This is a genomic window from Mucilaginibacter sp. KACC 22773, assembly GCF_028736215.1.
GTDB lineage: Bacteria > Bacteroidota > Bacteroidia > Sphingobacteriales > Sphingobacteriaceae > Mucilaginibacter.
Genome location: NZ_CP117883.1, coordinates 4807537 through 4822330 on the forward strand (window position 1 = coordinate 4807537; position 14794 = coordinate 4822330).

Annotated in this window: 10 protein-coding genes; 1 reads left to right on the forward strand and 9 read right to left on the reverse strand. The window is 42.9% G+C overall.

The window, feature by feature from the left end:
* Positions 1 to 7 precede the first annotated feature (7 nt).
* From ccsA to PQ469_RS19700, 6 genes are all read right to left on the reverse strand, one after another.
* Positions 8 to 2470 carry a cytochrome c biogenesis protein CcsA gene (gene ccsA, locus PQ469_RS19675; protein WP_274209212.1) on the reverse strand — a complete coding sequence of 821 codons (2463 nt, stop codon included), beginning with the start codon at positions 2468 to 2470 and terminating at the stop codon, positions 8 to 10.
* A gap of 10 nt (positions 2471 to 2480) precedes the next feature.
* Positions 2481 to 2891: a cytochrome c maturation protein CcmE domain-containing protein gene (locus PQ469_RS19680; protein ID WP_274209213.1), complete on the reverse strand. Its 411-nt coding sequence runs from the start codon at positions 2889 to 2891 to the stop codon at positions 2481 to 2483.
* Positions 2892 to 3169: 278 nt separating this feature from the next.
* Positions 3170 to 3682 (reverse strand): hypothetical protein, encoded by a 513-nt coding sequence (locus tag PQ469_RS19685; RefSeq protein ID WP_274209214.1) that lies wholly within the window; start codon positions 3680 to 3682, stop codon positions 3170 to 3172.
* 62 nt (positions 3683 to 3744) lie between these two features.
* A complete protein-coding gene (locus PQ469_RS19690) occupies positions 3745 to 4767 on the reverse strand; it encodes a LacI family DNA-binding transcriptional regulator (protein ID WP_274209215.1) in 1023 nt (340 codons plus the stop codon).
* Positions 4768 to 5059: 292 nt separating this feature from the next.
* Positions 5060 to 6403 carry a deoxyguanosinetriphosphate triphosphohydrolase gene (locus PQ469_RS19695; protein ID WP_218152424.1) on the reverse strand — a complete coding sequence of 448 codons (1344 nt, stop codon included), beginning with the start codon at positions 6401 to 6403 and terminating at the stop codon, positions 5060 to 5062.
* A gap of 172 nt (positions 6404 to 6575) precedes the next feature.
* The gene (locus PQ469_RS19700; protein WP_090648309.1) at positions 6576 to 6758 is read right to left on the reverse strand and encodes a hypothetical protein; all 183 of its coding nucleotides are present in this window, start codon (positions 6756 to 6758) and stop codon (positions 6576 to 6578) included.
* A gap of 619 nt (positions 6759 to 7377) precedes the next feature.
* Here PQ469_RS19700 and PQ469_RS19705 point away from each other — a divergent pair.
* Positions 7378 to 8811, forward strand: coding sequence for an AAA family ATPase (locus PQ469_RS19705; RefSeq protein ID WP_274209216.1), 1434 nt, complete (start codon positions 7378 to 7380; stop codon positions 8809 to 8811).
* Positions 8812 to 8859: 48 nt separating this feature from the next.
* Here the strand turns inward: PQ469_RS19705 and PQ469_RS19710 are convergent, their stop codons facing one another.
* Genes PQ469_RS19710 through PQ469_RS19720 form a run of 3 tightly spaced genes read right to left on the reverse strand, consistent with a single transcriptional unit; the run spans position 8860 to position 14142 of the window.
* Complete coding sequence (locus PQ469_RS19710) at positions 8860 to 10623, reverse strand: OmpA family protein (protein WP_274209217.1); 1764 nt, start codon at positions 10621 to 10623, stop codon at positions 8860 to 8862.
* 4 nt (positions 10624 to 10627) lie between these two features.
* Complete coding sequence (locus PQ469_RS19715; protein WP_274209218.1) at positions 10628 to 11614, reverse strand: PorP/SprF family type IX secretion system membrane protein; 987 nt, start codon at positions 11612 to 11614, stop codon at positions 10628 to 10630.
* Complete coding sequence (locus PQ469_RS19720) at positions 11611 to 14142, reverse strand: T9SS type B sorting domain-containing protein (protein ID WP_274209219.1); 2532 nt, start codon at positions 14140 to 14142, stop codon at positions 11611 to 11613. Before PQ469_RS19720 ends, PQ469_RS19715 begins: the two co-directional genes overlap by 4 nt.
* Positions 14143 to 14794: the final 652 nt, after the last annotated feature.

Consider the following 14794-nt stretch of genomic DNA (forward strand, 5'->3'; position numbering starts at 1 on the left):
GCCGGGTTTAAACCGTTTTTAATTCGCTTTTACGGCGCAATATCGACATAAAGAAACCAATCACCATAATGATAGTACCCGCCCAAAAGAAATTGATAAAAGGGAACTGAATGGCCTTCATTACCACGAATTTCTTCTTGCTTTCGGGCTGCTGATAAACAACAATCTCTACCGTTTTATGCTCGGGTATTACCTTGCTGAAACGCAGTTTTAAACCGGCATCATCAACCTTGCGGGCAAAATCAAATACGTTGCCATTCTTGATCATGTAAACCGGGGTAGCGCTGTATTTATTACCGTTGGATACAATTTCAAGGTGCGCGCCAATAGCTACATCACTATCGCTAAGCGGGATGTTTTGAACTTTAGCCTCCTTGTTTAAACCAGTTAATACAATATATCCATCGCGGTACCTGATGGTGTCGCCGGTTTTTACTTCGTGGCTCACAGGTGCATCGTAATTTTTATCGTCGTTATCGGCATCGTGGGCAGCCTCAGCACTTTCGGTACCTGCTTCGGTAGGCGTAATAGCGTTCGTTAGGGTAATGTGTGTATAGATATCGCTAAACAGGTAATGGCGCGTATCCGGCGAAGCCGACATGGTACCTTTACTTACCTGTACCTTAGGTTTCAATGTAAACTCCTCGGTAATTTTACCGCCGGCATCCATCTTTTTGTAGTTGATTTTAAACCAGTGGTTTGGAGATGATATCGAGTCGCCGATGTAGGTAACGGTATAATCGCCCAGTTTTGTTGGCTGGTTGCGGTAAACCGTTACGTTTTCGCGCGGGTTTTCTTCTTTAGCAAATTCGGCGTTATAAGCCTCGCCGGTGTTGTTTATAGATATTACTTTGCTGGTACCGGCCGAAATAAGCGCGCCTATCATCAGCAAACCAAAACCAATATGCGCCACTGCCGAGCCGGCCAGTTTAAACTTGCCTTTGAAAGCATCGGCCAAAACTTTGCCATTAACCAATACCGAATAAACCGAACCCCACATAGCCAGCACAAATACAAAATTGAGTTTGTACACACCCGATGTATAAGCAATCAGCGCTGTGAGCGCGGCGGCGATAAGCAGGTATGAACCTGTTATTACAAAGAATTTGGTAACATCTGTTTTTTTGTATTTTAAAAACTGGCTGAAGCCGGTTACTAAAACGATAACAAATACAAACGACGACTGGATAACGTTGTAATGCTTAATAATATCAGATGGCGGCGCCATTTTGGTATGGAAAATGGCATTCCAAACCGGCACCGAAGTAACCACCAGCAGATGGAAGCACGACAGGCCCATGAATACGGCGCCTACAAACATCCAAAATTCGCGGCTGTAAGTATCTTCATCCTTTTTGGTGATAGGCAGCTCTTTCCAGCGGGATACCAGTAACCATATAGTTATCCCCAGGAATATAAAAATACTGATTACCAATTGCCAAAACATCCCCAGGTCGGTAAAGGAGTGTACTGATGTATCGCCCAAAATACCGCTCCTGTTCAGAAATGATGAGTACCAGGTAAGCACATTGCTTAACAGCACCAAAAAAGTTGCTGTAAAATACGAATGGCCGGTGTTTTTAAAGACGATTAATACGTGCAGGCCTGCTACAAGTACAATCCAGGGGAAGATAGAAGCATTCTCAACCGGATCCCAGGCCCAGAAGCCGCCAAAGTTAAGCGATTCATACGCCCAGAAAGATCCCATAACCACACCGGTGCCCAATATCATACAGGCAAATAGGGCGTAAGGAATTGCAGGGGCTACCCACTCTTTATATTTTTTTTGCCAAAGCCCCGCTACAGCGTAAGCAAATGGCACTACCATTGATGCAAAGCCCAGGAACAAGGTTGGCGGGTGAATAATCATCCAGTAATTTTGAAGCGATGGCACCATGCCCTGCCCGTCTTTAATAAACTCCAGGTAATTGGGGTTGGAGAAGATGGGCGCTTCCATTGATTGCCTTAACAGCAAAAACGGCGAACTGCCTATCCGCTGACCAAAAACTTCGACACCTAAAACCATAGCTGCCAGTACCACCTGCGACATGGCCACCACCGTCATCACCGGGCGCTCCCATGATTTGGAGCGGAAGATAAGGAAGGTACCTAAAACAGCCTGCCAGAATAACCAAAGCAAGAAGCCTCCCTCCTGTCCGTTCCAAAAGGCCGAAAGGATATAGTAAATAGGCAACGAGCGCGAGGTATAAGCCCAGGCGTAATGATATTCGAAATAATGCTTATAAATGAGTGTAAACAGGCATACGCCTATACCGATGATAGAAGCTAAGTTTACCAGGAAGCCCGCGCGGCCCAATTTTTGCCAAAGACTGTTTTGCTTGCCGGCATCGTCGGTAGTGGCAAAATAATAACTGATAAATGATAAAAGCGCGGCACCGAACGAAAGGACGATAAAGAACTGGCCTATCTGGCCCGGTAAAAGGTGTTCACCTTTAAATTGAATATCCATTAAAATGGGTTTATATGCTGGCCGATTTGGCCTTAACTTCTTTAGTTTCTAACTTATCCTGCGTGTATTTGGACGGGCATTTCATCAGGATACTTGATGCATGGAACTCGCTGCCAACCATTTTACCGGTAAGCACTAACTGCTCGCTGCGCTCAAAATCTTCAGGCTTGGGGCCTTTCAATATTACCTTGCGCTCCGAGCCGTTATTGTCCTTCGCGTAAAAAGAAAAGTAGTTGGCATCCTTAGTGGCATCAAAATATAACTCTTTTGCTTTATTAAGGTGACCAACAATATGCAGCTCGCTGCTGGTTTTTTCGGCATCGCCAAAAGAACCATATGTGCTTGTGTTAGCGTATACACTTATGATAACCGCTATAGCTATAGCTATAACAACAAGACCAAAAATTGAACTTTTTTTCATCTGCGGTTTATAAAATAAAAATCGTTTTGCAAAAATACAAAACCTACAGCTAAAAATGTTTATTAAGGGTTGTTTGTGTTATTTAGAATCGTTCTTAAAAAGAATCAAGAGTTAAGAATCAGGAGCCAAAACTTGGGGACGGTTAACCTCCTCCTCCGATGACTGTGTCCTCACGGGCATCTTCCCGATAAGCCATCGGTTTGTCGCACACGGACGTATTGCATAAAGAATTGCGATCTGTGAGGACACAGATCGCGCGATATAGACAGAATAGCCGCTTAATCTTTTACCAACTTTTTATCTCTTATCACGTAATAACCAAACAAACCCTTGTTTACCGTGAGCACTCCATATGACACGCTATCTACTTCGGCATCTGTTGAGGCTAATATATTGCGTTCAAAGTCACGAAATTTTATGATAGCATAGGGGCTATTGCGCCGGTATTGGTGATGTTTTTCTATAATTATCTCCTTCAGCATCACATTCTTTTTATCGGCAAAGAAGCTATTGACCGATAGGACTATTGTAGTAAAGATGCCAATCAGCGGTATAACCGGGGCGAAGTAGTAACGGTAGTCTTTGTTAAAGATAAAGGACACCACCAGGCCAAATATCAACCCTCCGCCAAGCGGCAGCTGGTATCCAATAAAGGTATCGCGATATAAACTAAAGCTTTTAAAAAAAGCGTAAATACCAACTCCGTAAAGTAACAGTAACCACCAGCCTTTTATTCGGGAAACACGTTGTTGTCTCTTTCGCTCGGATATTCTTTGTTCACGTTTATTCACGGTACATTTTATTGCTTTACTTCGCTTTGAAGTTGCTTGTACAACGCCTCATGCAAAAAAAATCAACTGCTTTTTTTCGACGAATCCCTGATCTTCAAATCGGTTTTCAAAATAATCGATTGAGGTTTGGCGGCCGATGAGCCACCATTCAGTTTCGCTAACAAAACAGTAATCACGTTATTGGCAATATCCTCAACGGGTTGGGCTATGGCCGTAACCGGCGGTGTATGAAGTTTAAAAACATCGTGATCATCAAAAGACGCCACGGCAATATCGCCAGGCAATTTTAAACCAAATTCTCTCATTACCTTTAAGCCGCAGGTAGCTATGTGGTTATTACCAAAAAGTATGGCATCTACACTGGTGTGTTTTGTTAAAAAATCGCGCAGCGCCTGCATAATCAGTTCATCATCCTGGCTAAATACTACCTCCTCAACAATTCCATTAAGTTTACTATTTTTAATGGCCTCATGGTAACCTTTTACCCGGTCAACCATCTGTGTTTGGGGCGATAAAAAAGTAACAAAAGCAATATTTACAAATCCTTGTTCGGCCAAATGCCGGGTAGCATTATAAGCACTGAAAAGATTATCTATCTCCACATAGTCTGTTTTAACCTTGGGTAAATGCCGGTCAAACAAAACCACGGGCATGCCATCACTTTTAAGCGATTCAATATCTTGTTCAATTCCTTCCGGTGGGGCCATAATGTAACCATCCACATGCCTGTCGCGAAACATGCTAATGAGGTCGCGCGTTTTATTGGTATCATTATCGGTACTGCAATAAATAATTTTATATCCGTTTTTGTAGGCCCGGTCTTCAATTAAACGTGCTATACTGGCAAAAAAAGGGTTCGAAATATCTTCTACCATGAGCCCTATGGTATTTGATTTGCCGGTACGTAAACTTTTGGCCAGCGAGCTTGGCTTATACCCTACTTCGGCTACATATTTCATCACCTTTTCAATTACTTCGGCACTTATCCGTTTATCCTGTGCGTGGCCGTTTAAAATAAATGATATGGTAGTTTTAGATACGTTTAAAGCATTTGCGATATCAACAATCGATAGTTTTTTTCTCACCCGTTTATATTATTTATTATTTCAAATATAGGGCAATATAATTAATTGTATTTATAACACTAAAAATTTAACCGGTTGGCTTTGGAAATAAATCGATTAACTAACGATTATAATTTGATGAAATTTCAAACCAGGATAAATCTTGTCCGGGTATTTTTCCGTTTTGACTATTATCAATTTTGTTATTACGCTGATATTGTAATAATTGGCTTTAATAAGCCATTTATCTGATTTTATTATTATCAAAATTGGGGTTTAGTACGTTAAAATATAGAATATCATTTTCGGGTTTCTAACTCAACGTAGGGAACGAAATCCCCTTGATCTTCCTGAACAACTCCACTGCATACAAATCTGTCATCCCCGAAACAAAATCGAGTACGGTTTGAATTTTGGAGTAATCGTCCTGGTTTTTGGTTAAAAACTGCTTAGGGATAAGCTCTACCAGTTTTTTATGGTACTTGGATGTGTTTTGCAGGTACGCCGGGATAAATTCTTCCAGGATACCGCCCATAACTTTATAACCGGCAACTTCTATCTGCACAACCGACGAATAATTGTATATCTTTTTTACCGACAAGGTTTCGATGTTTTTCATGATAGTGCGATAGGGTTCATCTATCATATCTATCAGCGATGTATTAAAATCTCCGGCAAGGATAGTTTGTTGCTGATTGTAAAACAGTTTGGAGCATTGCTGTATCAGTGTGTTTATTGAGCGGGCACGCAGGTAACCAACCTTGGCGTCATCATCGTCAATATCATCCAGCCGCGCCTTCATTTTAGGATCATTGCACAGGGGCAGCAACAGGGCTTCAATTTCATCATAAGATAATATCTTGAGGCGATGAGCATCTTCAATGTCGATAATATTATAGCAGATATCGTCGGCTGCCTCTACCAGGTAAACCAGCGGATGGCGCTTGTAAATTGGCGGATTGTCCTGCACTTTGTTTAGTCCCAGTTCGTCGGCTATTTTCTTAAATCCCGCTTGTTCCGATTGGAAGAACCCGTATTTTTTAGTGTGGATATTCGCTTTATTTCCGCCTATAATGGAAGCACAGGGGTATTTGGCAATAGCCGCTATAGTTGCATAAGTAAGCGCAAAACTTCCGTTCCCCTTGCCCGAATAAGAATGGGTAAGTATGCGCAAAGCATTGGCATTACCTTCAAAATTAATCAAATCGGCCCATTGCTCAGCGGGTATACTTTTTTGATAGCCGGCGCCATCACCCTCAATAAAATAATGTGAAATAGCGGCTTCGCCCGAATGGCCGAATGCCGGGTTACCCAGGTCATGCGCAAGGCATGCCGCCGAAATGATGGTGTCGATATCACTCATCAGTGGCAGGCGGGTATCAATCCCGGGGTCTTCTTCCTTAAGCTTGTTATAAAAGATGCGGCCTAATGATTTGCCAACACTGGCTACCTCTAAACTGTGCGTAAGCCTGTTATGCACAAAAATACTCCCCGGCAAAGGGAATACCTGGGTTTTATTTTGCAGCCTCCTGAAGGGCGACGAAAATATTATACGATCATAATCCCGCTGAAACTCCGACCGGGCATCAACCTGGCTTGCAATATATTTATCCTCGTATCCCCAGCGCTTGGCCGATAGTAAAGTTTCCCAATTCATCATAAGCGGCGAATACAAATCTTGTTTAGTATTCACCGGCAATATTATCCTATAAATTCCATAAACAGAAAAGAGATAAACATTTTATGGTAATAAGTAAAGCTGCATACCTGCATAAAAAAAGCCTGTCAAAATGAAAGGCTTTTATTTTTAATTAAAATGGTTTTTAAAATTAATGCACCGGATGATGATCTTGTTGGTTTGCAGGAATTGGTTCCAGGAACCCCTGGTTGTTAACCGCCAGGTTGCTGGTAGTTGCAACAGGTAAATTTTTCTTTGCTTTTGGGCCGGCCACTGGTATTACAATTACTGCAATAAATGCTATTACTTCCAGTACGATATAAAATGATGTCATGATTTAATTTTTTTATGTATTATCAATTACAGCCTGTATACTATACACATGCCAAAAACCGCCTGCAATGCTTAAAAGCAGCTAAAACCATTTTAAACCGATTAATTTGATAGCGCCGATGCAATTGGGCATTTAAAAAACCTATCATTTTGAAAGGGTAGCAATATCAAAATGAAAAACAAAGTGAACTATAGCAGATAGCGCTTTACTTATAATAGGGACATGGCCAAAACATGTACCGAGCCAATACCATTTTAATGGTTCTTTTTTTTTACAGATTAAAATCCGCTGCCACAATACAGATCGGCGTTGCGTAAGTAAAGAATTATCGCCCTATAAATAAATCAATATAAAATACTAAATACCAGATAATTAAACAGAACACAACGCATCATATCCAGCCATAACTCACTTTTAAAACACATTTATGGCTGATTATATATTACCATAATCAGCCATAAATACATAAATTTAATCAGTTGTGGCTGATTAAATATTTTCATAATCAGCCACAACTATGTATATTTGTATGGTTGTGGCCGATTATCGTTAACTATAATCAGCCACAACCATATAAATCACTTGATAATAACTCTTTAGCTAAACGAGGCACAATCATATGAAGGAAATTATCGGCAGGGTAATAGAAAAACAGTTGTTGGAGCAAACCTTAAAATCTGACGAGGCTGAATTAATTGCCATGTACGGCCGCAGACGTGTGGGTAAAACATACCTCATCCGCAAAACATTTCAAAAGCAACTGATCTTCGAATTTTCGGGGGTGCATAACGCGCCATTAAAAGAGCAACTCACAAATTTCAGAAATACGATAGCTCCGCTTTTAAAATTATCCGCTCAGATCGCTATTCCGCTTAATTGGACAGAGGCATTTTTAGTGCTTAAAAACTATGCGGAACCGCTATTAAAAAAAAACAAATGTGTTATTTTCCTGGATGAATTCCCCTGGCTAAGCTCGGCCAAATCGGGTTTTTTGTCTGCGTTTGAATTTTTTTGGAATTCGTGGGCGGCAAAGCAAAATAACCTTATTGTAACCATCTGCGGTTCGGCGGCATCATGGATGATACAAAAAGTGGTAAATAACAAAGGTGGATTGCATAACAGGATCACTAAAAAAATTCGCCTGCTTCCTTTTACACTGGCCGAAACAAGTGATTACCTGAACAACAACAACGTAAATTTAGATCGGTACCAGATTACGCAGCTATATATGGCGTTGGGGGGCATCCCTCAATACCTCAAAGAAATTGCACCTGGCCAAAGCGCCGCCCAAAACATCGACCGTATTTGCTTTACCAAAGATGGCGTGTTGCAAGGTGAATTTAATAACCTATATCAATCGCTATTTTCAGAGGCCGATAAACATATAGCCATTGTAAAGGCCCTTGCCGCCAAGCCGGCAGGTTTAACGCGTAAGGAAATTATCGCCGCTTGTCGCCTATCAACAGGGGGTACTACTACTTTGCTGCTACAGGAACTGACCGAATCGGGCTTTATATCTGCCTACCTGCCCTTTGAAAAAAATACCCGGGACAGTATTTACAAGCTATCTGACGAGTACTCCCGGTTTTATCTTAAATTTATTGAAAATAGCCGCGCTACAGGTCCAGGCACCTGGATCAAATTATCGGCCTCGCCCTCATGGAGAAGCTGGAGCGGCACAGCCTTTGAAAGCGTATGCCTAAAACATACCCACGAAATTAAAGCCGCGCTGGGCATAGCCGGGGTTTATACAGAAGAATCGGCATGGAGACATGTCCCCGGCAAAAACCAGCCCGGGGCGCAAATAGATCTTCTATTTGATCGCCAGGATTTTTGCATCAGCATTTGTGAAATAAAATTTTCGACCACCGCTTTTACTATAGATAAAGCCTACGCGGCCGAGCTGGTGCAAAAATGCGAGGTGTTTAAAAGCAAAACAAAAACCTCAAAAACATTGTTTATTGTAATGGTAACAACCTTTGGCACCCAGGACAATAACTATAAAACAGGGCTTGTACAAAATGATGTTGTATTACAAGACCTGTTCAAATAGGTTAGGTATCTCTTCAATGTCGTTAACACACTTTTGCCGTTATCATAATCAATTGCTGCCCGAAACTACTTTAATTTCTGTTCTCCTGTTTAGCTGATGGTCAGCTTCTGAACATTTAACCTTATCGGCACATTGATTTACGGGGTTACTTTTGCTATAGCCTTTGGCTACCATGCGGGTTGGGACAATGCCTTTTTTTACCAGGTAAGTTACAGCAGCTTTGGCCCTGCGCTGCGATAGCGCAAGGTTGTATAAATACGATGCCCTTGAATCGCAATAGGATGCCAATGCTATTTTTAACGCCGGATATTGCTTTAAAATACCAGCCAGCCTATCCAGTTCTATGGCTGCATCTGGTCGTATGAATGATTTATCAAGATCATAATAAATAGGCCTAATATTGAAATCGGGACGGGATGCCCCCGAAAGAGGGTTGGATGAATCTGGGGATGCTGGTTTTCCGGTTGCAATAATTGTTTGCGGACTACCACTTATTGGTTTTACAAAAATGGAATCTTTTATGCGGGTAAAAGCATAAATATCATCGCTGCCCTGGCCGTTATCGCGATTGGACGACAGGTAGCCGCTTTGGCCATCGCGTGTTATCAGGTTAAAATCGTCACTGGTGGAGTTTATAGGATACTTAAGGTTTTTTGGGGTATCCCAGTTACTTTTTTGGCCATGGGCAACATAAATTTCGTACCCTCCCATACCAGGCATCCCTTTGGAAGCATAGTATAACACACCGTTTTCATCTACAAACGGAAAGCTTTCTTCCTCCTTGGAATTGATGGTTTTACCACAATTTACCGGTTTACCCCAGCTTCCGTCACTTTGTTTTTCGCAATACCAGATATCTGTTTTGCCCTGCCCGCCCTGCATATCCGAACTGAAATAGATCAGCCTGCCATCTTTTGATAATGCTGCGTTACCTACAGAATACTGCTGCACGTTATTATACGGAAAACTACCCGAAATAACCCACCCGCCATCTTTTTTTACGGCGGTAACCAATTGCAGCCGGCGGGTATAAAACCGGGTGTTATTTTTGCCGCTACGTTGGTCTATGGGTAAGTTTTTAGCAGCAACTTCGGTAGTCAGGGTAATATAGGCAGTATCTCCTTTGTTGTTTAACACCATAGGGCCTACATGGTAAGCATCTTTAAACTCGTTGCTGGTACCGGGATCTAAAAACAGTTGTTTTGTTTCTTTAGTATTTAAATCGTAGGTGTATAGTTTAAACCAGCCGTTGCCGGTGCGGTTATCTTTTTTGCCATCTTCGGTTTCGCGGTCAGATGTGAATATAATGGTTGTCTGGCCACCGTAGGCCGCCCCCCAATCAGATGACGGGGTGTTTACGCCGCCAACGTTATTAACCTTAAATTGCGATGGTTGCTTCATCCACACCATTGCCGAATCCACATCGGCCAGTTTTAGGGCTAACGCGCCTGCATCATCGGTAAAATACAGTTGGTACTGTTGCCTGGCCTGGTCAAACTTTTGGTTGCGAAACAATACTTCGGCATAAAAATAATGATCGAGTTTGGCGGCTTTGGGATCATTCAGGGCTTTGGCATACCAATCTTCGGCATCCTGGTATTGGTTAATGTAGCGGTAACAGGTGGCAATACGCTCAACCAATTTAATATCGGGCTTGTGGCCAACCAGTTTCAGGTAAAATTTAAGGCTTTTGAAATATTCATACTGATCGAAAAGTTTATCGGCCCGTTGTTGTACCGACAATTGTTCCTGCGCCAAAGTAATCTTTGCCAGCAAAGTCATCAATAAACCAATCAATATTAACTTTTTCATCTGCCTAAAAATATCTCGGACTAACCACTCTTGGGCTTTTGCCCGGAAAACTTATACTCAACGACAATTCATGCGACCCACTTTGCGAACTTGCCAGCCTGCTTGTAGTAAAATCATATGAATAGCCAATCCTGAAGTTTTCGCTTACATAAAATTGTACCATCGCCGCTACGGCGTCAGTTTTATCAAGTCCGCTTTGCAGGTTACTTTTTTTCCACAGCTTTATCCCGGTCCGGTATGATGCACCTACCCAAATGGTTTTGTTAAATACTATGTAATTGCTTACATCAAGGTTGGTGGGGCCTTTAAAGTCCTCTTTTATCAAAAACGATGGTTTAATATCCATGCCTTCATTTAACGGCACCATTGCTCCGCCGGTTAAGTAAACTGTACGGGCCTGCTTATACTGTTGCAAATGATCGATAGTGTTACCCAAACCCGAAAGCAAGTTAAACACTGATGCGCCAACATATACAGTTGGCGAGTAATAATAAACCCCGAAACGAAAATCGGGCGTAACATTGCTTTGCGTTCCGGCGGGTATGTTAGTATCCCCGTCATCAGTAGCGTTAAATTTAGTGCCATCCAGGCGATACTGTATGGCGCCAAAGCCGAGGCCAAAACTCAGCCGTTTGGTATCATCCTCATCAAGCCTTAGCCTGTAGGCATAGTTTACATATACCGATGATGTACTCTCGGGCCCAAGCTTGTCAAAAGTAGCTATCAACCCTAAGCCCATATTCTGGTTGGTGCTGTTGGTTAGGCCATCAACAGATACCGTGCCTGTTTTAGGCGCATCATTAATACCCACCCATTGGATACGGCTGCTTAAGTTAAGTGTCCAGTCCTGCTTATAGCCTGCATAGGCCGGGTTTACCGCCAGGCCATTGAACATATACTGGCTAAATTGTATGCTTTGCTGGGCCTGCAATTTTACGGTGAGTAAAACCAGGCCGGCTACCAGGATATATAGTTTAAAGCCCCGCATCATTTACTCAATTTTAAAAACACCCAGCCCTTAACCGGGGTAAATTCGCCTGTATGCTCCTTCCGGTTCAATACATAAAAATAGGTAGCCTCGGCAAGGCCGCTGCCGCTCCAATCGTTTTTGTAATTATCAGAACGGTAAACCTCGTTGCCCCATCGGTTAAACACCCTGAGCTGCGAACCGGGATAGCTCTCTAACCCAACAATTTTAAAAGCATCGTTTTTGCCGTCATTGTTGGGTGTTATTACATTGGGGATCTGCAAATCGGCCGGGATCACTTTCAACACCACCGTATCGGCACAACCATTAATGTTGGTAAATACAAAATGATATAAGCCAACTTTATCCAACCCGGTTATGGTAGTTGTATTGCTTGCGGGGGTAGTGATAGTCGCCGGCAGCGGATCTCCGGCAACCTGGGTAAATACACCGGTACCGGTTGCCGCCATAGTGGCCGGAGCATACTCAAATACGGTTTGATCGGCACCTGCATTTGGGCCCGGCGCAATGTTTACCGTGTTGGTTTTAACATTATTACAACCTGCACCGGATGGGGAAGCATCACATTCGTTATTTGGGTCGGCAGGTACAGCAGCATCCGGATTGGTGGCATCCGGGTCTGTTACATCCGCCGGCCTTAACACAGCGGCCTCAACCGTAAGGTTACCGTTTGTTGCCAGTGCTACATTCCCTGCAATGGTAAATGTGCGCACAGCCCCATTTGCTATATCGAGGTTAGCATGGTAGGCATTTGCCACAACAGCGCCGCCTGAGGTTGCCGAACTGCCGGTTGTAGCAGCACTTGTTACTACCACCCCGCTGATATCATTAGGAAAACTAAAGCTGAAACCGCCTCCCTTAACATCGTCGGGGCCGTTATTTTTTACCACCACTTTATATATAACCGGCTGGCCTGAACAAGCCGCCGCAGCCGTTATACTTTCAACAGAAAGATCGGCTTCCTGCATTACAAAGCTTAGCGAAGTAGTTACCGGTTTACTTTTTATATAACTCCAGGTATCGATAGATTTATTGTTGCCAAAATCGGCATCATTGGTGGATATGCTGGTAGTGGTACCCCATTTATGCCCGTTTATGGCGCTGCTTAATCCCGTAAGGTTCTTTACCGGGTTTGATGATGTGCCTACTATACTGATAGGCGTATCGTCCCAATACAAGGAATCGTCCGGGGCGTAGGTGCCATTTGTGCGCGTAAGTAAAAGGCCGTTTACATTGCGTTCCACATCAAAAAACGGAAAATGGACTTCGCCGGCAGTAGTGGCTATAGTTATATTTACCTGCAACGATAAGCTGCTGTTGCCGGCTACTTTGGTACCCAGGCCATCAAGTCCATCCCAATAAACCTGGTTACCTCCTGTGGTTGCCTGGCCGGTTAATTTACGGTCGATAGCGTCGGTGTACAAACCGTTTTGGTTTATATCAATCCCTATTACATAATTACCGTTGCCCGTTATATTAAAATTAAAATTGCCGCCCAGCGGATTGGTTCCTGCTTTACCAATAGTTCCTTCGGCGCCTGTGAAAGTAACGTTAGTTATTGCCGGTACTACCGGAGTATTTAAAAGCCAGGTTGTTGCCGCGCCCGGCGTATTGGCTACAGCCGGCATATCGGTAGCCGGAATATTAAAAAATATTTTTTGGGTTATATCGGTTTGAGTATCGGCCACGCGTGGGTCCTGAACGTTAACGCTGGCGCTAAGCCCGTCGATACTTTTGTACGATGCCTTTCCATCCGCGCCCCTAAAGCCCTTGTTATTTACAAAAAAGGTAAAGCCATTACCGGCCTGGCCATTGTTGTTTAATATGTATTGATATCCGTCTTTTGTCAGGATGTGGAATATGGCGTTAAAGCCCACATTAAACGTACCCAGTATTCCCGAAAATACCTGCGTATACACCCTGCCATTTATAAAGCCCGAATTTGAAGCATTGCGTACCGATACATCAAAGGCGGTAATATATTCGGCTTGCGGCTGTGTCCAGTTGGCATTGGCCGGAATGGTAGGCGGATTACCGTTTAATACCGTTCCGGGGTTTTCGGCCACAAAATCAATTTCCCAAACCCCATCCTGGCCTGCGCCTACTGTTTTAATAAACGGCGTAAATCCACCTGCATTAGGCAACGGGCCTGCAACTTCCTGGGCGCGGCTATGAATATTACCGGTATTGGCATTTGTACCGCTGGTATAATTGTTACCGTCGGGCGCCCGAAGGTTAATGGTACCGCCGGCAATCCCCTGGGCGCTTGAGCCTACGTAAATACTTTCGCCGGCTTTAACGTAAACCTTAACAGTACCTAACGTGGGGAACGGGAAGGATGTATTGGTAATTACGGTGCTCGAAAACAGATAAGCACGGTATCCGCCATTGGCGGTAAGTTCTTTACTGCCCTCGGCATATAAACCTGCAACCGGCAATAAAAACAAAATTACAGTACTAAAAAAGCCTTTTATGATTAGCTTAAGGTATGAATAAGGTTTGCCACAAAAAGTTACTGCTTTCTTAAGCATCGAGGTTTATTTACAAAGCTGTAAGTTATAAAAAGCAGGCGAAATAAGTGTGAAAAATTTACACCGGGCAATAAAACAATAACCCGGGCCATTAATGCCTCCATCAAATTTCCAGGTACTTACGGTAAACTGGGGATATTGCTTGGATATGCCCGGTTAGCTTTAAAACAGGCCCAACCAGTAAAGTAGTTGCCGGATTAGTATTTGCCAGGTGTACCACCCCGTACCAGGGTGTTTCACCCCGTACCAGGGTGTTTCAGGGCGTTTCACCCTGTCTCGCCCCGAAGCGGTACACACAGTTTATCAACACAAAGGGATAAATCCTTTTCAAAAATCATTTATTCCTGAAATGAACAACTGTTTCAATCTTTTTCGGGGAACTGCCAACAGCCCATGTAAAATAATTTTTCCTTAAGCCGCTTGTTTCGGACAATCTTTCGACAGGCGCCGTATCTAACCAAAATAAAACAGATGGATGCGTTTATGTAACATAAAATACGAAAAAAGCATCGGGAATAATATCATGATCTTCAAATGAGCGAATTTAGCATTTGTTAACAATTTATTAAACCTTACGCCACGCTTACTATCTAAATCAAAAAACAAATGCGGTTTCCTTGCCTTTTTACTAATACATGATCTTAAGTAAATT

Bases quoted from the DNA above. Each gene is read 5' to 3' on its own strand.
- ccsA (WP_274209212.1), bottom strand. From the start codon at position 2,470: ATGGATATTCAATTTAAAGGTGAACACCTTTTACCGGGCCAGATAGGC.
- PQ469_RS19680 (WP_274209213.1), bottom strand. From the start codon at position 2,891: ATGAAAAAAAGTTCAATTTTTGGTCTTGTTGTTATAGCTATAGCTATA.
- PQ469_RS19695 (WP_218152424.1), bottom strand. From the start codon at position 6,403: ATGAATTGGGAAACTTTACTATCGGCCAAGCGCTGGGGATACGAGGAT.
- PQ469_RS19700 (WP_090648309.1), bottom strand. From the start codon at position 6,758: ATGACATCATTTTATATCGTACTGGAAGTAATAGCATTTATTGCAGTA.
- PQ469_RS19705 (WP_274209216.1), top strand. From the start codon at position 7,378: ATGAAGGAAATTATCGGCAGGGTAATAGAAAAACAGTTGTTGGAGCAA.
- PQ469_RS19710 (WP_274209217.1), bottom strand. From the start codon at position 10,623: ATGAAAAAGTTAATATTGATTGGTTTATTGATGACTTTGCTGGCAAAG.
- PQ469_RS19715 (WP_274209218.1), bottom strand. From the start codon at position 11,614: ATGATGCGGGGCTTTAAACTATATATCCTGGTAGCCGGCCTGGTTTTA.
- PQ469_RS19720 (WP_274209219.1), bottom strand. From the start codon at position 14,142: ATGCTTAAGAAAGCAGTAACTTTTTGTGGCAAACCTTATTCATACCTT.